Annotated in this window: 22 protein-coding genes; 10 read left to right on the top strand and 12 right to left on the bottom strand. The window is 33.1% G+C overall.

What is annotated here, in order from left to right:
- Nucleotides 1–102: 102 nt before the first annotated feature.
- From ACQY2P_RS04840 to ACQY2P_RS04830, 3 genes are all read left to right on the top strand, one after another.
- Nucleotides 103–1,497, top strand: coding sequence for a multicopper oxidase domain-containing protein (locus tag ACQY2P_RS04840; RefSeq protein WP_428327272.1), 1,395 nt, complete (start codon nucleotides 103–105; stop codon nucleotides 1,495–1,497).
- Nucleotides 1,498–1,564: 67 nt separating this feature from the next.
- A complete protein-coding gene (locus ACQY2P_RS04835; RefSeq protein ID WP_428327252.1) occupies nucleotides 1,565–2,497 on the top strand; it encodes a D-2-hydroxyacid dehydrogenase in 933 nt (310 codons plus the stop codon).
- Nucleotides 2,498–2,612: 115 nt separating this feature from the next.
- The gene (locus tag ACQY2P_RS04830; protein ID WP_428327251.1) at nucleotides 2,613–3,614 is read left to right on the top strand and encodes a hypothetical protein; all 1,002 of its coding nucleotides are present in this window, start codon (nucleotides 2,613–2,615) and stop codon (nucleotides 3,612–3,614) included.
- Here ACQY2P_RS04830 and ACQY2P_RS04825 read toward each other — a convergent pair.
- Both ACQY2P_RS04825 and ACQY2P_RS04820 read right to left on the bottom strand, forming a co-directional pair.
- Nucleotides 3,611–4,126 (bottom strand): thr operon leader peptide, encoded by a 516-nt coding sequence (locus ACQY2P_RS04825; protein WP_428327250.1) that lies wholly within the window; start codon nucleotides 4,124–4,126, stop codon nucleotides 3,611–3,613. The genes ACQY2P_RS04830 and ACQY2P_RS04825 overlap by 4 nt on opposite strands.
- Nucleotides 4,123–4,782, bottom strand: coding sequence for a hypothetical protein (locus ACQY2P_RS04820; RefSeq protein WP_428327249.1), 660 nt, complete (start codon nucleotides 4,780–4,782; stop codon nucleotides 4,123–4,125). The genes ACQY2P_RS04825 and ACQY2P_RS04820 overlap by 4 nt, the downstream gene beginning before the upstream one ends.
- A 215-nt stretch (nucleotides 4,783–4,997) precedes the next feature.
- Here ACQY2P_RS04820 and ACQY2P_RS04815 point away from each other — a divergent pair, with 215 nt between their 5' ends.
- Nucleotides 4,998–5,453, top strand: a complete 456-nt coding sequence (locus ACQY2P_RS04815; RefSeq protein ID WP_428327271.1) for a 50S ribosomal protein L15e — start codon at nucleotides 4,998–5,000, stop codon at nucleotides 5,451–5,453.
- 1 nt (nucleotide 5,454) lies between these two features.
- Nucleotides 5,455–6,270 (top strand): CFI-box-CTERM domain-containing protein, encoded by an 816-nt coding sequence (locus ACQY2P_RS04810; RefSeq protein WP_428327248.1) that lies wholly within the window; start codon nucleotides 5,455–5,457, stop codon nucleotides 6,268–6,270.
- 250 nt (nucleotides 6,271–6,520) lie between these two features.
- On the opposite strand, the gene ACQY2P_RS04805 is transcribed toward ACQY2P_RS04810, so the two are convergent.
- Nucleotides 6,521–7,186, bottom strand: coding sequence for a TlpA family protein disulfide reductase (locus ACQY2P_RS04805; protein ID WP_428327247.1), 666 nt, complete (start codon nucleotides 7,184–7,186; stop codon nucleotides 6,521–6,523).
- Between the two features lie 97 nt (nucleotides 7,187–7,283).
- Here ACQY2P_RS04805 and ACQY2P_RS04800 point away from each other — a divergent pair, with 97 nt between their 5' ends.
- The 3 genes from ACQY2P_RS04800 to ACQY2P_RS04790 all read left to right on the top strand — a co-directional run bounded on the left by ACQY2P_RS04800 (nucleotide 7,284) and on the right by ACQY2P_RS04790 (nucleotide 9,942).
- Nucleotides 7,284–7,772, top strand: coding sequence for a HEAT repeat domain-containing protein (locus ACQY2P_RS04800; RefSeq protein ID WP_428327246.1), 489 nt, complete (start codon nucleotides 7,284–7,286; stop codon nucleotides 7,770–7,772).
- Nucleotide 7,773: 1 nt separating this feature from the next.
- A complete protein-coding gene (locus ACQY2P_RS04795; protein WP_428327245.1) occupies nucleotides 7,774–8,445 on the top strand; it encodes a plastocyanin/azurin family copper-binding protein in 672 nt (223 codons plus the stop codon).
- Between the two features lie 642 nt (nucleotides 8,446–9,087).
- Nucleotides 9,088–9,942 (top strand): hypothetical protein, encoded by an 855-nt coding sequence (locus ACQY2P_RS04790; RefSeq protein ID WP_428327244.1) that lies wholly within the window; start codon nucleotides 9,088–9,090, stop codon nucleotides 9,940–9,942.
- Here the strand turns inward: ACQY2P_RS04790 and ACQY2P_RS04785 are convergent.
- From ACQY2P_RS04785 to ACQY2P_RS04745, 9 genes are all read right to left on the bottom strand, one after another.
- Nucleotides 9,939–10,313, bottom strand: a complete 375-nt coding sequence (locus tag ACQY2P_RS04785; RefSeq protein ID WP_428327243.1) for a response regulator — start codon at nucleotides 10,311–10,313, stop codon at nucleotides 9,939–9,941. The genes ACQY2P_RS04790 and ACQY2P_RS04785 overlap by 4 nt on opposite strands.
- A 10-nt stretch (nucleotides 10,314–10,323) precedes the next feature.
- Complete coding sequence (locus ACQY2P_RS04780) at nucleotides 10,324–11,964, bottom strand: ATP-binding protein (RefSeq protein ID WP_428327242.1); 1,641 nt, start codon at nucleotides 11,962–11,964, stop codon at nucleotides 10,324–10,326.
- 52 nt (nucleotides 11,965–12,016) lie between these two features.
- Complete coding sequence (locus tag ACQY2P_RS04775; RefSeq protein WP_428327241.1) at nucleotides 12,017–12,532, bottom strand: hypothetical protein; 516 nt, start codon at nucleotides 12,530–12,532, stop codon at nucleotides 12,017–12,019.
- A gap of 64 nt (nucleotides 12,533–12,596) precedes the next feature.
- On the bottom strand, nucleotides 12,597–14,672 hold the full coding sequence (locus ACQY2P_RS04770) for an AAA family ATPase (RefSeq protein WP_428327240.1): 2,076 nt from the start codon (nucleotides 14,670–14,672) through the stop codon (nucleotides 12,597–12,599).
- The gene (locus ACQY2P_RS04765) at nucleotides 14,672–15,811 is read right to left on the bottom strand and encodes a metallophosphoesterase (protein ID WP_428327239.1); all 1,140 of its coding nucleotides are present in this window, start codon (nucleotides 15,809–15,811) and stop codon (nucleotides 14,672–14,674) included. The genes ACQY2P_RS04770 and ACQY2P_RS04765 overlap by 1 nt, the downstream gene beginning before the upstream one ends.
- Before the next feature lie 165 nt (nucleotides 15,812–15,976).
- Nucleotides 15,977–16,681 (bottom strand): DsbA family protein, encoded by a 705-nt coding sequence (locus ACQY2P_RS04760; RefSeq protein ID WP_428327238.1) that lies wholly within the window; start codon nucleotides 16,679–16,681, stop codon nucleotides 15,977–15,979.
- Nucleotides 16,682–16,689: 8 nt separating this feature from the next.
- On the bottom strand, nucleotides 16,690–18,222 hold the full coding sequence (locus ACQY2P_RS04755) for a helicase HerA domain-containing protein (RefSeq protein ID WP_428327237.1): 1,533 nt from the start codon (nucleotides 18,220–18,222) through the stop codon (nucleotides 16,690–16,692).
- Nucleotides 18,219–19,010 carry a DNA double-strand break repair nuclease NurA gene (locus ACQY2P_RS04750; RefSeq protein ID WP_428327270.1) on the bottom strand — a complete coding sequence of 264 codons (792 nt, stop codon included), beginning with the start codon at nucleotides 19,008–19,010 and terminating at the stop codon, nucleotides 18,219–18,221. The genes ACQY2P_RS04755 and ACQY2P_RS04750 overlap by 4 nt, the downstream gene beginning before the upstream one ends.
- Nucleotides 19,011–19,120: 110 nt before the next feature.
- Entirely contained in the window at nucleotides 19,121–20,068 is a 948-nt protein-coding gene (locus ACQY2P_RS04745) for a hypothetical protein (protein ID WP_428327236.1), read from the bottom strand.
- A gap of 169 nt (nucleotides 20,069–20,237) precedes the next feature.
- On the opposite strand from ACQY2P_RS04745, the gene ACQY2P_RS04740 reads away from it, so the two are divergent.
- Nucleotides 20,238–20,780, top strand: a complete 543-nt coding sequence (locus ACQY2P_RS04740; protein WP_428327235.1) for a PEFG-CTERM sorting domain-containing protein — start codon at nucleotides 20,238–20,240, stop codon at nucleotides 20,778–20,780.
- A 23-nt stretch (nucleotides 20,781–20,803) separates the two neighbouring features.
- Entirely contained in the window at nucleotides 20,804–21,622 is an 819-nt protein-coding gene (locus tag ACQY2P_RS04735) for an aspartate dehydrogenase (protein ID WP_428327234.1), read from the top strand.
- Nucleotides 21,623–21,646 lie beyond the last annotated feature (24 nt).

Raw genomic sequence — 21,646 nt, 5'->3', positions numbered from 1 at the left:
CATTGTTTTTCAGCATAGTCTCACATTTTCATAATTCCTAGTGTTGGGAAATTATTATATAGGAACTGGGTGTCATCGTGCTTAATGAATAAGCGTGTTAGTATGCTCTTTACAATTGCAGCAGTAGCTGTAATGGGCGCAACCTTATTCGGAAGCACATACACACAAACCCAGATTGCTGGTCAATCTATTGACATGGACCAAATGGATGTCGATGTCTTAGAGAAAATCAGACATATGGGCGGTTTACAGCTTGTAATGCCTCAAGCATTCGCAGAAACTGATTGTGGTGTTCTAGAAAACTCTGGACGTAATGTTGTTGAGTTTAATTTGACAGGTGAAAGTGTCGAACTTCCAATCATGGGAGGAAAAACTTTCAACGCCATGACCTTTAGTGGACAAGTCCCAGGACCAACACTAAGAGTTACACAAGGTGATGTTGTCAAAATGACCCTAACAATTCCAGATCATGAAGTTACTGGACACGGTAACGACATGCACGCATCACAAATGTCAGCAGGAAACTTTGAATCAGTTAATCCTGGTGAAACAAGTCAGTACTGTTACATCGCTGAATCTGCTGGTATTTTCAAATACCATTGTTCTGGTGTTAAACTAATTGGTATGGACCAACACGTACTTTCCGGCATGTACGGAATTACAATTGTTGATCCTGCAAATGGTTACAAGAAACTAATGGTAGAGAAAACAAGCGGAAGTGGTGAACTTGACAGAAAATTCTATGATGCAGATGCATTAGAGTTCCAACTCCAATACAACCAATTGTATCTAACTGAAGACGGCAACTATGATGCCGGTGCAATGTTCAAACATCAAAACACTGCAACAGTTGTTAACGGATTACAATTTGGTTATGTACCAAACATGGCTCATAACTTACTCGTCAATGGCGATGTAAACAAGAACATCTTTGTTGCACAACCATGGAATGGTCTTGAACACAAGCAATACCAATCACAACTCTTATTTGTTGAAAATGATCAACACGTAAGACTATTCGTTGAAAACCAAGGTAACGAACCAGTCTTCTTCCACATTGTAGGAGAAATCTTGGACAGAGTTACACAAGGTAACAGAGTACAATCCGCAGCAACTGAAACATGGTTGGTCGGTGGCTCACAAGGAATGATTGTTGACTTGGTATTTGATGAACCAGGTGCATACGCAGCAGTTAACCATGACTATGCAGCAATTTACACTGGCGCAGCTACAGTCTTTGTAGCAGGTGACCCATTCGGCTTGAACCCAGTTCTAGTTGAGAAAGGAGTTATTCCAGCACCAGTAGCATCTTATGCATATGCTTTGGGTAATCCAAGTAGTGCTGTCCCTCCAATGGGAATGAACAGTATTGCTCACCCAGCAATTAACATTCATGGTCTAATGACTGATGATGTAGCTTCTGAAATGCAAGCAAGTGGCGATTATGTCGCATTATGGGAAGTAATTCCTGTAGTAGCAGAAATCCTAACTTCTTGATCATTTAACATCTTTTTCTTTTTATTATTTTGAATGAATTATATTCCCTAGCTCTATTTTCTATTTTATGGGATTTGATGATTCTGTACTGATCTGTGATGAAGTGGATCCAATTTTAAATAAAATTCTGCAAGATAATGGCTTGAAAGTATCTTATGAGCCAGAGATTACTCCTGAACAAATTTTAGAAAAAATAATTGATTACAATATTGTGATTGTTAGAAGTAGAACTACCATTACAAAAGAAATGATCGACAAAGCAGATAACTGTAAAATTATTGCCCGTGTTGGAGTTGGACTTGATAACGTTGATCAAGAAGCAGCCAAAGCAAAAAACATTCGAGTAATCAATGCTGTAGAGGGAGCAATGAATGCAGTTGCTGAACTAGTATTAGGTTTGATGTTGTCTCTTGCAAGACAAACTGCAAGAGGTGATAGAGGAATTAGAAATGAACAGTGGCTCAAAAAAGAATTGAAAGGAACCGAGCTTAGAGGAAAATATCTTGGAATTATTGGATTGGGAAACATTGGAAAAAGATTGGGAAGACTTGCACATGCACTTAACATGAATATCATTGGATATGATGTAGTTCCAATTGATGAAGAATTTTCAAAAGAAGTTGGTTTGATGAAAGCTGATTTGAATACTTTGTTACAAAGCTCTGACTATATCTCAATTCATGTTCCGTTGTTGGATTCAACTTATCATTTGTTGGATGCACAGAAAATGTCTACAATGAAAAAGACTGCAAAAATCATTAACACATCTAGAGGTGGGGTAGTTGATGAGGATGCACTTTATGATGCACTCAAAAATGGAACTTTAGGCGGTGCAGCCTTAGATGTATTTGAAAAGGAACCTGCTATTGGAACAAAGTTAGCAGAACTTGATAATGTAATTTTGACTCCTCATATTGGCGCTCAAACAAAAGAAGCACAATCCTTGGCTGCAAATGTAATTGCTGAGAAAATTGTACAGATTTTGAGAGGCGTTATCTGATAATTCCTGCGTGACTTTTAAAAATACGCAAAAAAGTTGACTTTTACGTGATTAATTATCGTCTCTTTGTTTTTAACACCCATTTGGAGGAATTCAATCGTTGAATAATTACGGTATGGCTCAATTGCAATCTGAAAGATTACGAAGTTTGGCCAATGGGAATTCTTTATTAAAAATCTCTTTGGGATTGATATTCTTTACAATACTCTCCTCGGCATTTGTATATGCTGAAACAATATCTGTTGATGTTGAAGGGACTAGTTATGATGTTGATTATACTGTAACAGGAATGTCTGTCTCTGGTATTGAGTCTGATTCAGATTTTATTTCCTTGATAGTAACTGTTGATGTGACTGATTCACCAGGAGTTTTAGATATTACCTTTGATAGAATTTTCTTTGATTCTGTTTATGATGGTATAGATGATGAGTTTATTATTTTAGCTGATGGTGATGAACCATCTTTTACAGAAATTGAAACTACTTCTCAAAGTAGGACTTTGAGTATTGAACTACCTGTTGGAACTGAAGAGATAGAGATTATTGGTTCTGTATTTGGTCGTACTGTAGATGAAACACCTTCTGAACCTGAGGAAACTCCTGAAGAAACCACTGAAGAAACAACCCCTGAAAAACAAATTCCTGCACCATTTGTAGATCCGTCAAAAGATTTAAAATTTTATGTTGAACGATATGTTAATGAATCATCCTACAAAGATTGGTTTGAAGATAATTATTCTGATTATACTTTCCATGAAGCCTTAGATATTTCAAAATCTGATTTAGACAAACTAATTGCAGAAATTGAAAAAGAAAACTCTGAATCTGCCCCCGTAGAAACTCCAGTAGAGACTCAAACAACAGAATGTGGATCTGGAACAATTCTCAAAGATGGAGTATGTGTTTTAGATGAAAGATGTGGTCCTGGAACCGTTCTAGAAGGTGACGTATGTATTCTTGTTGAATCCCAAACATCTCCGCCAACAACTACCACACCGATTTCTACCAAAGGACTTGGTAAAGAATTAGGTTATGGACTAATTGCAGCATTTATTGTAACTGGTGCTATTGCAATTATCTTAGCATTAATGTCAAAGGCAAGTAAAAGTAGCGATTAGTCACAAGTCAAATCTTCAGCATTCATTATTTGATCAAATTCAAATGCCGAAATTTGTGTAGTTGATGAATATGGTATTATGCCTAGAATTGGTGTTTCAGTATTAACTCCTACAACAAACTGGTTTGGGTCTAATCTGACATCTCCTGAATCAAATTCAAAATCAAAATTCATGAAAATATGTTGCGCTTCTTCAATACTTTGAGATGAAAAAACTCCTTCTTGAATTCCAGATGAAGATGGATCAAGTGTTAGTTGTTTCACTGTATATGATCCAAGATATGTTCCTGTGTAAAATACAGAAACTTCAAACTTTTCAAATGTTATCCAAAATGGTAATGTATTACAAAATTCTATTTCTCCATGATTTAGCATTGTAAAAAAGGAAAAAATTCCTGGAGAGTGCCATCTGTATTCTAATTGTTGACTACCAACAATATTCATTGCAGAAAATAGGAACGGTGTAACTATAACAATAATTGCAATTGTGGTTATGATTGAATATTTGTTCATATCTCATTTTCTGTTTCTTGATAAAGTGATATTATGTTTCTCTCAATTAGATTATTTACTGCATTAGCTAAATCGTCATCAGTTATTACCCCTTCAAGCCACCAGTAACCTACATTCTTCACCCATTCAGGAATTATTACATTGTAAACCGTTGTTTCATTTATGTCAAAAGGAATTTTAAAAATACCTTGTCCTTCTGTGAATTTTTGAAATGCATCTATCAAAAATCCATCTGATATGTTTCCTGAAAGCCAATTCGCCATAATTGGTTTTACTACTTCTGGAATGCATACTTTGTTTGCATCCATTAATGTAAATTCTGTTGTTGTTTGTACTCCTGAATATTCTACATCAATGAAATATTTTCCCAATGGAAAAATTTCTTTTTCAAAAGCAACTCTTGATGGTACTGGATTCTCTAAATCTGTTATTGGAAATGGAATTGCACTACTTCCTTTTCCTGTTTCATCTCTAATGTGAATTATTGCATGTTCTCCTGTAACCTCTGAAACCTTGATCGTATAGAATAATTTCTCACAGTAACTGTAAGTTGTTTTTTCCATGATTATTTCCACTGTAGATTCTGCATATGCGGATGGAAAAACTGCTAAACTAAGTGTCAAAACTGTGGCTATTACTACAGCTGTGACTTTCATCTTTTTTCTTATTCTTACTGTTCAATAAAAATCTCAAATCAATTCTCAGGAATCCTTTTTAACAACTTTAGCGTGATTATAATATCGAGTTTTCTGCGGATGCAACTCTTTGAGTGTGTGGAATGTGATGCCCCACTCAAGAGAATTTTAACTGCTTAGCGGTGCTTAGATTTGTTCGATTTACAGTTATTAAAGGGGATTTTACTATGCCCGATATGCCTAGTCGTCAAGACCAAATTTGGATCAGACTCTGGAAAGAAAATGCTCCAGAACTACGTGAACGTATAGTTGGCTGGCGTAAACAAAATGCAATTACTCGTATTGACAAGCCTAGTAGAATACAAAGGGCAAGAAGATTGGGATACAAAGCAAAACAAGGCGTTATTGTTGTTAGAATGAGAGTTGGTACCGGTGGTATGAGAAAACAAAGACCTACTGGTGGTAGAAGACCAAAACATCTTGGTGTTACAAGAATCAAGGCAGATGACAATATGAAAACTGTTGCTGAACGAAGAGTTAGTGAAAGATATCCTAACATGAAACTTTTGGGTTCTTATTTTATCTATAAAGATGGAAAACACTATTGGTTTGAAGTAATCCTAGCAGATCCAGATCATCCAAGAGTTGCACAAGATAAAGAATTAACTAAACGTATTTCTCAAACAGCATAAATTGAAAATAATATTTTTCATTCCGTTACTCTTACTTTTGATAATATCTCCTGTGTTTGGTCAATTATCTGATAAAACAGGATTGGTTACTCGTTTTGATGTTGATACAAGTGGTCATCTTTTTGAAGTTGTAACTGTTTCAAATTTTGAGATTTTAGAACATGAGTTTGATAAAGATGAAAAGCGTTTGACCATCTTCATTAACAGTGGACTAGAAAATAATCTAGCTGAAGTAACGATTCCACAAAATTTGCTTGGCGGTAATTTCACTTTTTACATTAATGATGTTGAAACTATTCAAGAATCAAAATCAAATGAAAGAATTTCATTTATTACCTTGAATTTTACTGGAATTGGTAATAACAAAATCGATGTCATTGGAACAGATGCACTTGTAGGTATAAAAGAGATTGTAGAATCTGTTCCTGATGAAAAGGAATCGTATGAAGAGTCTGGTGGTGGTTGTTTAATTGCAACTGCAACATTTGGTTCTGAATTATCTCTCCAAGTTCAACAATTAAGAGAATTAAGAGATAACAAATTACTACAAACAGAAACAGGAAAGTCATTCATCAATTCATTTAACACGTTTTACTATTCATTTAGTCCACAAATAGCAGATTATCAAAGAGAAAATCCAATATTTAATGAAGTGGTCAAGGTTGGAATCACTCCTATGCTTGCTACTCTATCGCTAATGGATTATGCAGAGACAGAATCTGAAGTGCTATCTATTGGAATATCATTAATTATTCTAAATATTGGAATGTATGTTGGTATCCCTGCAATTATAATTGTAGGAATTAAAAGAATCTAAAATCTATTTTTTAAACATAATCCATATCCTTGTTCCTACAAAAATTCCAACTGCTACTGCAATTAATATTGGAACAATAACTTGCCCTTCCTCCATATTTTATGTTGTTTTAATTTGAATTAATGTTTTTTACAAATCCTTAAAATTTAGAAATCAAAAACAAATCTTATGGATACCCCAAAAATTGCTATAATTGGAGGATTTATCACAGCTGTAGCAGTATCTGTTGCTGTTCTTTTAATTAGATGAACTAATCTTCATTGAGTAATTTTTGAATCATTGATTCTGTTTGTCCAACTTGACCAAATGAAACATCTCTTAGAATTCCTTTTCTGTCTACTAGAATGGTTGATGGTGTTCCTTGTAATGCAAATTTTTCAAATGTTTCAGCAGAATATTCCTTTGATTTCATATAGTCTTTGACTCTTTGTATGATTTGATTTCTGTATTCTTCTGGTTGTGAGTCAAACTCTGGAATTTGTGGATAGATAAATTGCATAATTTTTTCTTGACTGATTTCCCCTGTTGTTTTTACCAAATTATCCATTGCTAAAGGAAATGGAATTTTGTATGGTAGTTTGTCTCCTTCTTGTAATTGCCCGCTCATTTGAAATGCACTTTTTGTTTCTCCAACTATCTCTCCTGTCTCTGCAAGCATCTTCAAATTGTCTAGTGTATTTTTATCAAAATCCTCAAAGGCAGTTGCAATTCCAATTACTCTTACCCCGTCGTCTTTGTACTTGTTGTAAATCTCGATGGCTTCAGGTAATGCATGCATAAAACATCCTGGGCAGTTTACCTGAAATACCTCTACTAGAACGATGTGGTCTTTTTCTTGATCAAAATTTGTTGGTGCTCCCTGAACCCAGTCTGAGACTCCAAAATTTGGTACTTTTTCACCTATTACTGCGCTCATGAGACATTATCGTATTTTTTCCATTAAATACATACCTCAAAAATTTTGGATTTTCTTCTGATTAACTAAATATAGGACGCAGAAATCTCAAAAAACGTTGCAAGTAGTTACTGATGATCGATTGACACTTTTTGCTGAAATGGAAAAAAAATATGAGCAAAAAGATACTGAATACTTTGTAAAACTTTTAGATCATCCTGATTACGTGGTTAGAACAAGAGCCACTTGTATTTTAGTTGATTTTGGTGGGGAAGATAAAGTTCCCTATATTGCCAAAGTATTGAAAGACGATGATAATGAATTGGTAAGACACGAAGCTGCATTTTCCTTAGGTCAGATGTGTTATTCTAGCTCAGTTCCTCCACTAACTGATGCAACTTTGAACGATCCAAGTATGTTTGTAAGACATGAGGCAGCAATTGCATTAGGTGTTGTTGGCAATAAAGATGCAAAAGATGCTTTAGAGAAGGCATTAGATGATCCTGATAAACCCGTTGTAGAATCCGCTGTTGTAGCACTATCTAATATTGAATTTATGGAAAAGTTAAGTAAGAACGAAAAGTTTGCAAAGTTGACAGGTGGATGAAATGAATTTCTCTTATGGAATTATAGCTACAGTTGGAGTTTTAGTTGCAATATCTATTGGCTTTATTGCAATGTCTCCTGATGAAATTATTGAACCTCGAGTAGTTGGGGAAAAACCCACTGTTTGTACAATGCAATGGGATCCTATGTGTGGTGTTGATGGAGAAACTTATGGAAACTCATGCATGTTAGATGCTGCTAATGTTAAACTTGATTATGTAGGTGAGTGTGTTGTTGCAGAACCAACACCTGAACCAGAAGCAGAACCAACACCTGAACCAGAAGCAGAACCAACACCTGAACCAGAAGCAGAACCAACACCTGAGCCAGAAGCAGAACCAACACCTGAGCCAGAAGCAGAATCTGATTTACCAATGTCATTAACTATTTCTGCACCTGAAGGATCAGGTGTTCCTGGATGTGAGGAAACTAACGAATGTTATTTGCCTTATGAAACAACTGTAGCAGTTGGTGCAACCGTGACTTGGAGTAATGACGATACTGCCGCTCATACTGTGACTAGTGGAAATGTAAATGCAGGTCCAACTGGAGTGTTTGATTCTGGATTATTCATGTCTGGTGCAACTTTTGAATTTACATTTGAAAACTCAGGAACTTATGATTACTTTTGTATGGTTCATCCTTGGATGACTGGAATCATTCACGTAGAGTAATTATCTATTATAGTTTGATTCATAATTTAATTTGCTATTGAAGTGTTAAGAAATTTTGATGATGTTTGGTGAAAACAGATTGAAAAATCTGTTCCACAATTAACGCACCAAGGATCTGTTTCTCTAGCAGAGTGTTTACAGATAATACATGATTTTTGATTTTGTTGCATGTTTTCAGTATTGATTTTGGTTTTAAAGATTCATTGAAATTATTGCGGCATGCTATTGATCTGTTTTTATTTGAATATTTTTTGTGTTTGAAGTTCTTTGTAAAAACAATCTAGAAATTCAGGCATATGTTCTGAACAATAATTATAAGACTCCCATATCTCGATTCCACATTTTTTACATATTGTATTTGGCATTTTTTTCTCCGAAATAGGACTTGGGGAGAATTTCTTCCCCCCAAGGATAACATGAATTTCTATCATTATTAGAAATGACTGATATATGACAATACCAATCCATTTGCGGTATGGCTTAAAATTTAATTAGATAACGTAATTATTTTTTGGTATTAAATTGAATCATTAGGAACGAAATAGGACTGCCGGGCCATAAAAAAATCGACCCGGCTGTCATTTGGGGCGTTTGATTAATTTAGATAATTGTTATATATGACAATACCAATCCATTTGCGGTATGTCTTCAGATGAAAACACTCCAAGATATGGAAATCTATATTCTTACAAATTCTATCTTAGGCCTACTGCCCATAGACTTTACGGTGATAGATTCTCCTCAATAAAAAAAATCAAACATCATGAGAATGTTCAAAAATTATTACAAGTATTATTTCTTAATGGAACATGTACTACATGGGAAATGGCAAAAATAAAACACCCAAATGACGTATCTACAATTAGAACAAAAGAAAAAGAATATCGACGATTAATCAAAGGACGTACTGATAGAGGTAAACATTCTTCTGGAATTATGGAATTAGGTTTAGTAATTAATGATGGTCAAAAATTCAACAAAGGATATTCAGACACCTATCGATTATCACTCCCAGGAATTCTTTACTGTCTTGATGTATTGAATCTAAGCAAAAAAGATATTGATCAAATGGCAGCAAAGTATGCTGTGTTTGTTCCAAAGCTCTTTGGAAAATGGGAATTTATAAAATCCATTGTAGATGATGATGTGTATAAAATTCAAATTCTTGCTAGAGGACTATTGCTTGATAACCCTGAACTTTCATTAGAAAAATCGCCTATGTATGAATTAATGTCTTATCTAAATTTCAAATATAGAAAATTTTATGAATTTATTTCTGAAGAAGATTTATCTGAACAAATCTCATATTGGTTTTATACTTGTATATTACATCAAAATCAAAGAAAGGGGAAAAATACTCTTTCTGGTGTTGAAAAATTACATGCGATTTTTAAAAAAGACAAAGAAATTGCAGCATGGTATAAGGAATTCTTTAAGGAATCAGAACTCTATTTCAAAAACCGAACTAAAATTTTAAAAAACTCTGGAATTTTTTAACTATTTTTTGCGAATTTTTTTATCATTTTTTCATATTCATCAAAATCTGCAGGTTTGTTAATAATGCCACACAAATTCATTTCTTTTGTTTTTTTGTATTTTTCATTTTCTAATGCATAACTTGATGCAAACACAATTTTTGCTTCTGGATCTATCTTTTTTATTCGAAAAAATGCCTCATATCCATCAATTCCTGGCATCTTTATGTCTAAAAATACAATATCTGGCTTTGATTCTCGAAACTTTGTAATTCCATCTTCCCCATTGATGGCAGGAATAACATCATACCCTTCATCCATTAACATTAACTGAGTAACTTCCAAGTAATCTGAGTCATCATCTACTAGTAGGATCTTAGTGGTTTTTTCCAATTCAATCTAATTATTTTTCTTTCTTTAAATTTTTTGGGATTTTGATGGTAAATGTCACTGGATTGTTTGTTACTGAAATTGTACCTTGATGCTGTGTAATGATGTTCTGGCAACTTGAAAGGCCCAGCCCTGTTCCTTTAAGTTTTGAAGTAAAGAGTGGCATGAAAATTTTTGAAATATTTTCTTCTGAAATATTTGGACCTGAATTCTCAAATGATATGATGATCTCTTTTTCGTTTTGTTTTGAATTTATGTTTATTTTCCCTTCTTTTGAATCAATTGATTGGATTGCATTTAGTAGTAGATTCTCAAATACCACCTTGAATTTATCTGAATCACACTCAAATTTGATATCTTCTTTTGGAATGACAAGTTGAATATTTTTTGGGATGGTTAGTGAATTAGAACTCGATTTGATTAAATTATTTAAAGAATTTTCAGATAAATTTAGAGGCGTCGTTCTAACATAATTTAAAACACTTTCAACTTGATGATTCATTCTTGCCACTGAACGTTTAATTCTTTTAGTTTCTTGATCTATTACTTCATTCTGACTCATGTTTTGTTTTTCAATTCTTGTAATTGAACTTCGAATAGTTCCTAATGGATTTCTAATATCGTGTGCAATGTTTGATGCTAATTGTCCTATAACTTTGAGTTTTTCATTTTCAATGGATTTTGCTCTTTTTATTACAATCACAATAAACAGAATTGTAATTACAAATAAAATTAGATTATTTTTTAAATCCTCTACAAAGAGATTACTCTCTATATTTCCTATGATTTGCTTTACTGGAGTTGTTACAAAGAAAAAGAATCTGTTTTTTTCTTCAATACTGACTGCTGTTCCTGTACTGATCACTTCGCCTTTCCTATGATCTTCGTATGCAAATGACTCTGTATTTCCTAAAAATACACTTTTGTAATGGGAATTCTGATTTTCATTTTCTCCAAAATAGCTTTGTGCAAAATAACTTGTAAATTCCCTTCCAAGCAAATCATCATTTTCTGCAAATAATATTTTTTGATTTTCATCAAATATGGTAATTGATGAAAGTTCAATTTCATAAATTCCGATATATTTTGCGATAATTTCTGATGGTTCAATTATTCCAAACACTATGCCTTTGAATTCTCCAGACTGTGAATTTGTTATTGGGCTGAATACGAGAACCCTGTAAACCCCATCTGTGCTAATTATCTCTCCAGAATATCCTGATTTGGTCATAAATTCGCTGCTTGATTGAATATTTTGTAGATTTAATCCGACTAGACCAAATTTCTTATCATTTACTTGTGAAACTACTGTAAGTGAATCATCTACCAAAAATATATCTGAAATTTTTGTTATTGAATTAATGTTCTCAAAACTGTCTGTAAGGTAGTCTTTTGTTTGACTACTTGTTAGATTTTCTTGAACTTGTGTGGATTCAGAAATAGCTTTCATATCTATCAAAAGTCTCTGAAATTCTGAATTTACAGAGGCAGCAAGACTTTTGGTCATAATCATTTGAATCTCACTTTTTTCTTCAATCAGAGATTCTCGGATATTGGTTTTTGTAAAATCATTAATGTAAAATCCCACAACGATGATCGATATTATCCCTAATCCTAACAATCCCCATAAAATTTTATTTTTACCTAACGCCATTTTGCCCCAATTGATTATTCCTTTACAATTATTTAATTAAATTTTTTATCGTCTATGCTGCTTGAGCATTTACTGCTTTCATTTCTTCGGCAACTCTTGCTTTGAATTCTGCGTTTGTCTCAAACCACTCTTGTTGGAATTTCTTTTTATCTGGGATTATTTTTGATTTTTTGTTTTTAGAACCTTTTGGTCTTCCTCTCTTTCGAATTTTTGGTGTTTCTTGTGTAGATTCTAAATCTATTTTTTGAGTTGATACCTCATCGCTATTTTCTAATACTTTTTCAACATTTTCTGTTGTTTCTTTTTTAAGCATCTTTGTGTTTTCCTGTTTTGTTCCTTGTGTTGATTCTGGAACTATTCTTAAACTAGAATGAATTTCTCCGTTATCGTCTAAGAAAAATCTGATGTCTATGGGTTTTGTATTTGAAAAAACAAACCTCACATCAGATGCAGGGGAATTGTCGGTCTCGTTTGGTAAGGTAAAAACGAATGAAAAGCAACGACTAGCAGATGACTCTAAAAAACAACTGTCGTTTTCTTTCTCTGATGTGAGTGTTTGTTGATTCATAGACTGTAAAATGAGTAGTGATATATCATAATACCAATCCTTTTGCGGTATGCCTTTGATGTGATTAATTGAGTAATGTAACCTTGCTACCTTGTTCTGATGATTCAAATTTGTAAATTTGTTCCACTGTAGAGTCCTCAAAAATCTCGGCATCGTGTGTGATTATGATAAATTGCATTGGTGTTTCAGAATTTGAAATGTTTGATAACTGAGAAAGTACCCCTACTAGTGATTTTTTTCTCTCTGCATCAAGGTGGGTTGTAGGCTCATCTAGAATCATCAAGTTAAGATTTGATGCACCAAGAAGATTTGCCATTCCTAATCTTAAGGATAATGCTACGCTGACTTTTTCTCCTCCACTAAGTGATTCTAAATCTAATTCTTCACTCTTTGAATTGCAAATTATTGAAATGTCTCTTGCTTTTTCAGTGAGTTGAATTCTTTGAATTTTTGTATTAAGTAACGCAAGATACTCTGATGCTTTTGCTGAAATTGCATTTAATGCCCATGATCTTAAACTTGTGGCAACAGGACCGTCTCTGCTAAAGATATTATTTTGTATCTCGCCAAGATTTGTAACATATCTTTTAACAATTTTTAGTTCTGAAATTGTATCTTCAAAAATTTTGACTTGTTCTGTTCCTTTTGAAATTTTTTCTAAAATTGCTCCTATCTGTTGATCTATTTTTGATAATTCCATCTGTTTCTCATTAACACTATTTTTAAGGTTCAAAAATTCTTGTTCATCAAATCCACTTGTTTCTAATTCTAGTTTTGAAATATTCTCAAAAATTGTTTTTGCATGTGAATCAATTTGTGATATTTCAACTAGATTTGTACTAGAAGGGATTTTTTGTATGTTCTCTTTTTTTGTTTTCACTTCTTCTTGAATTTTATCTAATTGTTCTTTTGAAGAAATTGAATGTGCTCTAAGTGTTGCTTCTGCATCTCTTGCAAATTGTAGTTTCTCTGAGAATTCTTTTCTTTTTTGATTATACATTTGATGTTCTTTTTCTTTTGAAATTATTTGTTCTTCCAATGATTTTATCTCTTGTTTTAAATGCTCTTTTTGAAATAGTGGATTTAGTTTTTCTACATTTGAATCACAAACAGGACATTTGTTGTCTTTTAGTTGTAGCTTTTCAGCCAGTAGTTGTTTTTCTCTAAGGGATGCTGTCTGATCTTTCATCTCTTGTATTTTTTTTAATGTCTCTTCGACTGCCTGCTCTACTTTTTGAATTTTTGATTCTAAATCATCTTTCAGATTGGCATGCTCAAAACATCCTTCACAATCTCTTATTTTACGCTCATTTTCACTGATCTCCTGCTGAATTTCACGAATTGCCTCTTTTGCATATGCTACAAGTTCTTTTTTCCTGAATTCCAATTGATTGAGTTTGTCAATTTTTGGTGCTTCTGTTTCTATTTTTTTCCTTAATTCCTCAACTTCATTCTGTAATTTCTTTTGATTAGTTTCTAATTGTATTTTTTTAGGTTCTGATTCTTTAATTTCATTTTGATATTTTTCTAAATCTCTTAATAAAATTTCGATATGTGTATCGTCATATCCTATTTTACTTCGAATATTTTCACGAAATTCTTTACTTACTGTCTTCATTGATTCAGAAGCTACATCTAACTTGTCAATTCCAATAATTGCATTTAGTAATTCTTTGAATTCTTTTGGTTTTGCATTAATAATTGCATTTAATTCCCCCTGTTGTACAATTGATGCAATTTTTAGTTTTTCAAAGTCAAGACCAATTGCTTTTTCAACTTCCTGTGTCATTGATTCCCCAAATTGTTTTCGTTCACCAGCTGCAATCTCTATTTTTTCATCTCCTCTAATTTCAGTAAATTTTGCTGAAAGTGTTCCTTTACTATCAATTTTTCTTACGGCTTCAAAAGATTTTTCATTTACAGAAAAATTTACCTTAGAATATCCTTGATTTGAACCGCGTTTGATAAGTCCTTTATTAGATTTCCTTGTGTGTTGTCCAAATAATGCAAATGTAATTGCATCAATAATGCTTGATTTTCCTGCACCATTATGTCCTACAAAAACAGTTACTCCATCATCAAACTCTAATTTTGTATCTGAATGCGCTAAAAAATCTCCTAACTCAATTGATGTGATCATTATTTTTTCTCCTTTTTGAATTTCTCAAAATCCTCAATGATTATTTGTGATGCCTCTTGAATTTGTCCTGATGCTAAAACTGGAAGAAGTTCTTTGATTGCGAGATTGGCAGCTTGCTCTGAGCCTAATGCATCAACTGATAGTCTGTACATCTCATCATCTATGATGTTTGGTCTATCTAGGAAAACAGAAGAATCTGAAACTTGTTTTGTGCTGATTCTCCAAAAACATCTCAAAACCATTGTATTTAGCCTTGCAATTTGTGCCTGAATGTGGTCTGTTTCTATGTTTTCTCCTTGAATGTTTATTTCTACTATGGGTTTTTTTGAAAAATCTACAATTTTCTCAGAAATACCATCAATGACCTTTGATAATTCTTGATACTCTGTTTTGAATGAAAATTGTGGCCTAGTGTCAAGTTCAATCCATCTTGGATTTGCTTCTTGTCCTGAAATATCTACTTCAAAGAACCCCTTCTTTGTTTCTTTGATTCCTTCACTTGTTGTTAGTTCAATTGATCCAGGATATGCAATTGGTCCATTTAGATGATTAAATTTTTTGATGTCTGTATCATGAAGATGACCCATTGCATAATATGTGAAATTTTTTGGAAGATCAGTTGATTGTAATTCCCCTGCAAATTTGTTAAATTCTGTTATGCCTTGATGTAAAACTAAAATTTTGTGCCCTGAAAAATTTTGAGCAGCTTTATCTACCTCTGCAAATTTTTCTTCATATTGTGGAATCTCTGTTTTTCTTATCTTATCAAATCCTGCAAGAAAAACCCCTTTGTATTCAATTGGCTTTCCTTGACCGATATACTTTGAGAACTCTAAATTATGATACACATAAGGAATTGGTGTTGTTCTAATTCTACTGATATCGTGTTCCCCTAAAATAAAAAAAGAATCGATATTATTTTGTTTTAATCTCTTTAACCCATTTGCCATTTGTACAATTGCCGTACCATTAGGATTTGGAACATGAAAAATATCTCCTGCAAAAATTACAAAATCTACGTGGTCTTTGATTGATGTATCAATTGATTGATTAAATACATCATACACATCTTGTGCACGTTCTTCTGAACCATATTGCACTAATCCTAAATGAGTATCTGAAATATGTGAAAATAACATTTATTCTACCAACCTTTTTTTAATGAAACATAATTTCAGATAAATTTCCTTGATTTTAGGCATGTTTTTAGTCATATTGAGGCTGTATTTAGTAATATCAATGTGTTTTTTGATTACAATCACTTTCCAAAAATTAAACAATATCTTGTCTTGTATGGATTCAGATCAAGTAAGTAATTCTTCTATCGTTCTCTCAAAAACTGTGTATGGCTGAGCACCTGTAATGGGAATTGCTTCTTCTGATGGGCCAACTATCACAAATGATGGAGTAGAGTCGACACCTGCTTTAGTTGCAATATTTTTATTATTTCTTACTTTTTCTTCATATTTTCCAGAATCTAGACACTGTGAAAATGATTCTATGTCAATTCCGTCCATGTCTCTGACTAACAGTTTTAGATTCTCTGAATTTACCCAACCATTATTTTCATGTCCTTGTTTAGAATACAAATAATCATGATATTCCCAATACTTCCCTTGGTCTCCTGCACAATAACTTCCCGCATGAGCTTTAATTGAATCCGGTCCAATTATTGTATAATCAATAAAAATTAGCTTAGCTTTTCCAGTCTCAATAAAATTTTTTACAATAGATGGTTTGGTTTGCATGTTCCATTTCTGACAAAATGGACATTGATAATCTCCAAATTCTACAATAGTTACTGGGGCTGATGGTGAACCAAGAATAGGATAACTTGCATTTGGATCTAATGATAAATGACTATCTGAAGAATTCCCAACAATAAAAGAATCTGGACTAATGATTCCAAAAGAAACAATTCCTATAACTATTGCACCTATAATTCCCATCACAACGAATTTAGTTTTAGGATTGTCTGATGATTTTGATTTTTTGTTTCTTTTTGTCATGTTCCTACCTATTCTAATAACAAATCCTTCTTAACTAATCCTTGTGTTGATTCTACTGCAACTTCTTTCATTTTTTCTGCATTAGCCCAGGCATTTACTGCGCTTTGGTCTGCTCCCATAATTTTCTCTTTAACTTCTTCAACATGTACTAGTGATGGCAAGTTAGTCCATTGTCCGACTAGGACTGCATCTCCTACGTTTAGTGAGGTTAACTGAGCAATCAATTCACGGCTAGTTGACTCTGTTGCTGAGGCTATTTGGCGTTGATCATCTTCTTGAATTATCTTCATTATTGCAAAAGAACCCATTTGGCTGAGAACATTAAGATCCACACTTCGAGGTCTCTGGGATACCACTCCTAATCCTAATCCGAATTTCCTTCCTTCTCTGGCAATTTTTGCTGCCCAATATTTTGCACTAGTATCGTGGTCTTTTGGAATGAAAACATGTGCTTCTTCAATAATTACAAAAATTGGAGAATTGAATCTATAGTTTCTCTCTCTCTTGCTTTTACCGTGTCTTGCAATACTTGCATCTTTTCTATCTTTGAGTAGTTGTTGCAAGTAAAATGCCACTGCAACATTTGCTTGTTTTTCAGATAATTCTGAAATGTTGAGAACATTAGTGCGTCCTTCTTTGATAAAACTAATTGGATCTCCCATATCCGGATCCAAAATATCTTCAAATCTTTTTTGAGATTCCTCTATGATGTCTTGAACTCTATATGCTGATGTTCTGATTTCTTTTAGTTTTTTATCTTCTGAATTTACAATAAACTCTATCTCATTTTCTAATTTACTCCAAAACTCTTTTGATTCTTTAACATGTTTTGTAAATGCCATTCTCAAAACCCTTTGTTGAACATTTGCACCGTCTCTAATCTCTAAAACTTCTGAAAGTTGATCTGCATCAAGTAATCTTGGATTAATCTTTGCGTCAACTACATTAATTCTTGGAATGTTTAATGCTGTGTAGTCATTATGGTAATCAAAAATTATTACTGTTCCTTTTAATTTTGAAATTTGTTTTGTAACTAGTGATACGAGATTACTTTTACCCATACCAGTCATTGCTAAAATCCCTAAATGTCTTGAGACAATCTTATCTAAATTCACTTTTGCATCAATTGTTTTGTTTCTCAAAAGATTTCCAATCTTTACCCATCCATCATTTTTAGGACTAAAGATTTCTTCCAAATCTTGCTTACTTGGTTGAGTGATTTCTGTGCCTGGAATAGGTGGAATTGCAGGAATAATTGACTGGCCTTTTCTCAAATTTTCCAAAAACCCCAAAATTCCAATATGTGCAGTAAATGTTTTGTCTCTTTTGTTTAGTTCTGCAATTTCTGTGCTTTCAACTGCTTCATCAAAATTTCTAACATCTGTAAATGCTGCACTAGTTACCGATGACTTTTCTACGAGTCCTAGAATCTCTCCTTCATCAGAACCAATCTTAATGTATTCTCCAACAGATAAAGCTCTTGCTGTGATTGCAGTAACAAATGTTGGTTTTGATTCCCCAATCACAAATCCTAAACTCAACCTAATACCTCACGTGAACCGATCTCATTACTTAGACCTAACAAACTAACCATTTTTGCAAGTTCTTTATCAGATATTTTACAGTTATTATGTGCAAGCTTTAGTGCATATGGATATCCACCAATACTTGTTTTGTATAATTTATTCATGACTGATTTTATGTCATTTTCATCATGTTGTTCTCCTAAAAATTCTAGTTTTATTATTGGTGTAGAATCACTAAGTCTGGCAAACGTAGATGATATTACTTTATCAGAACCATATTTTTTTTCTACAAATAATTTGCTAAATCCTGGATTATTTGTGACATGATTATAGTAGAAAATATCTCCTGCAAGAGAACCTAATTTTTCAAATTGTTTTTTTGTGTTTGATGTTTTTGCAATGAAAATTACATTGTCCTTTTTTCTCATTGTTCTTACTACTTGTGCATCTAATGTTGATTGTCTTGTCATGAATTGAGAATGCAAAGAGCCATCCATTAAAACCAAATCTACTTGGTCTACCGTTTTCTCACAAGCATCAATCTCCATCTTACTTGCAATTCGTGAAAGGTCCGTATCTGAGCCTAATCCTGACTCGTGTAAATCAACTAGTACTTCGCCATCTGCCTTTATGGATACCGCTGTAGTTGCCCAAAGCTCAATTCCTTGGAATTTTGTATTGTTAAAACTTGAATCAATACCTGCAGTAACAACTTCTTCTTTTACAGGCGTAAATTCTATCCAATTCTCTCTTGCCTTTTGTATTATTTGCTCAAATTTTGGACCCTTTAGGATAGATAACATCTTGTCTCTATTGATGATGGCATCTTTGTATACAGTATTGAGCACAACAATAGTTCGTTGGTTTGAATAAAATCTTTAGGTTATACTGAACCTTGACAAAACTGATCCATCTATCCAATTCTTCCTTTGAAGATTACCTTCTCTTCTGTTCCTGAAGGAGTACTTCTGTCAATATACCTAATTTCATATTTGTCTCCGATGTGAATTGTTTGACCATCTAATTCTCTTGGAATCTTGATCTTTACTTCAAATGTACTTGTATTGGGACCTGTTTCAATCAATGAACTAGAATTTGCATCAAATCTAGGATTTGCTAGAGTGGTTCTAATTCCGCCATCTCCTCTATATTCAAATGAACTAAGAGGAATTTTGTCTTCATCTTTTGAATCTTTGTTTGCATCTGGTTCGTAGATTCTTAATGTAAACTCGTGACCTATTCTAGAACCTCCTCCAGAAGTTTCTACTTTTGCAAATGTTTGGCTAAGCACAAATGATTTTGTCAGAACTCTTTTTTCACCTGCAGCGTCTGTTTGGTCTAAATAGCGAATCAAAACCACATCATCTTGTGAAATTGTTTTTCCATCAATTTCGTTAGGTAAATCTAGTTTCAAATAGAATTTTCCTGTATCTGGTCCTGTTTCAACCATTGTTTCTGGCCCTTGAATTGGAATTCCATTAATTGTGAATTCAAAGAGTTCCTCGATGTTAATTGTATCAACACCACTGTGACTTGTGTTTAGATCATCATCTGTGATATAGAAATTTACACTAGAGCCTTGAGATGCAGGAATGTTTTCAATTTCTTTTTCTGCTCTCTCAAATTTTTGAATAACTTCTTTCCAACCCCTCTCTTCTAATCTTTCTGCAGTAGTTGGCTTTACACAAGCTGGCATACCTGATATTTTTAACATCAAAACCAACCCTTCGTTACAGGTTATTTTTTCTGGCATAATCCCAAATTTGATTTGTTTTCTTGGTGATTCTACATCTCCAAATGCTGGTTGAATAGCAATTAAACAAAATACTGTAAAAATTGTTAAAACTTGGGATAATTTCATAATTTTTTTTTGAGTTTCTTTGCATAAATAATTTGATAATCAATTATACGCTTTAATCTCAACACTGAAAATCAACGGAGAAAATATCGATACTGAATATATCTGAGAATTTTCTAAATTAAATATGAAATGTCAATATTTTGTATCGGTTGTAGTTTTGTTGTCTCTAATGATTCTTCCAGTAAATGTCTATGCAGAACATGTTTTGGATATTGAAGCATTTGGACAATATCTTGATATTTCACAATTAGAATCTGATAAGGTTACATTTTTCTTTGATGACAAATCCTATGATGTCTACTATGGATATCGTGGTAGTCTTGATGACATGAGTTCTAAAACATCTTACCCAATTCTTTCTTCTATGAATATCAATCAAGAAAACAAATCAATTGATATTGTAATGGAAAGTGTTCCAGAAAAAACTGATTTTTGGGTTAGAATCCCTGATAATGTACTTTATGCAGAAAATGAAAAATTCACAATATTTGTTGATGGCATTGATACTAGATATGATTTGATGAAATTTCCAACAGATCATGTAATTGGATTCATAATTGACAAGAATACAAAAAATATTGAAATTATTGGAACTCACATTATTCCTGAATTTGGAGCCTACACAACTTTGATTTTGGCAATTTCTATTGTAGGGTTGGTATTTTTTGCCAGAAAATTCCCCTTTGGAAATAGTTTACCTAGAATTAATTAAGTGATGTTTTCTAGATATTCTGTTTGAAACGAATAGCTCTTCTTGGATGTGGTTCCATGGGAACTCAAATTGCATTAGCAATTGATTCTGAAAATTTTCCCGCAGTTTTAACACATGTGTATGATTCATCAAAAGATGCCTCATCTGCTCTTGTTCAAAAACTAAATAATAAACCAGAAATTGTTGAAAACTCCCATCTACTATCTTCTCAGCATATAGATATTGTTGTCGAGGCAGCATCTCAAGATGCAGTAAAAGACGTTGCACTAAGTGTTCTACAAAACAAAAAAGATTTGATGATCATGAGCGTAGGTGCATTGCTTGATGAATCAATTTATGATATTTTATCAGATGCATGTAAAGACTTCAAAAAAACGATCCATCTTCCCTCAGGAGCTATTGCAGGACTAGATGGGATCAAATCAATTAAAAATGAATTGGAATCTATATCCATTACAACAACAAAACACCCACGTTCATTAAAGGGTGCAAAGTTTTTTGAAACTTCTGAAATTAATTTAGATGAAATCAGTTCCCACACTGTGGTATATGAGGGAACTGCAAAAGAAGCTGTTATGCTATTTCCTGCAAACATCAATGTTGCAGCACTCTTATCATTAACTGGAATAGGAAGTGAAAAAACTGATGTAAAAATTATTGCAGATCCCAATACTGATAAAAATACACACCATATTGAAGCTGCAGGAAAGTTTGGAAAGATGACATTTACAATCGAAAATGTTCCTGACGCAAACAATCCAAAAACAAGCAGATTGGCAATTTTGTCCGCAATTGAAACTCTGAAAAAGTATTGTTCTGATGATATTCAAATTGGCACATAATCTGGCAATAATTGCCACTATTGT

The sequence above is a fragment of the Candidatus Nitrosopumilus sp. genome, assembly GCF_965262695.1.
In the GTDB taxonomy this organism is placed as follows: Archaea; Thermoproteota; Nitrososphaeria; order Nitrososphaerales; family Nitrosopumilaceae; genus Nitrosopumilus.
The sequence above is the reverse complement of the archived record's forward strand: the minus strand, read 5'-3'. Positions and strand labels throughout refer to the sequence as shown.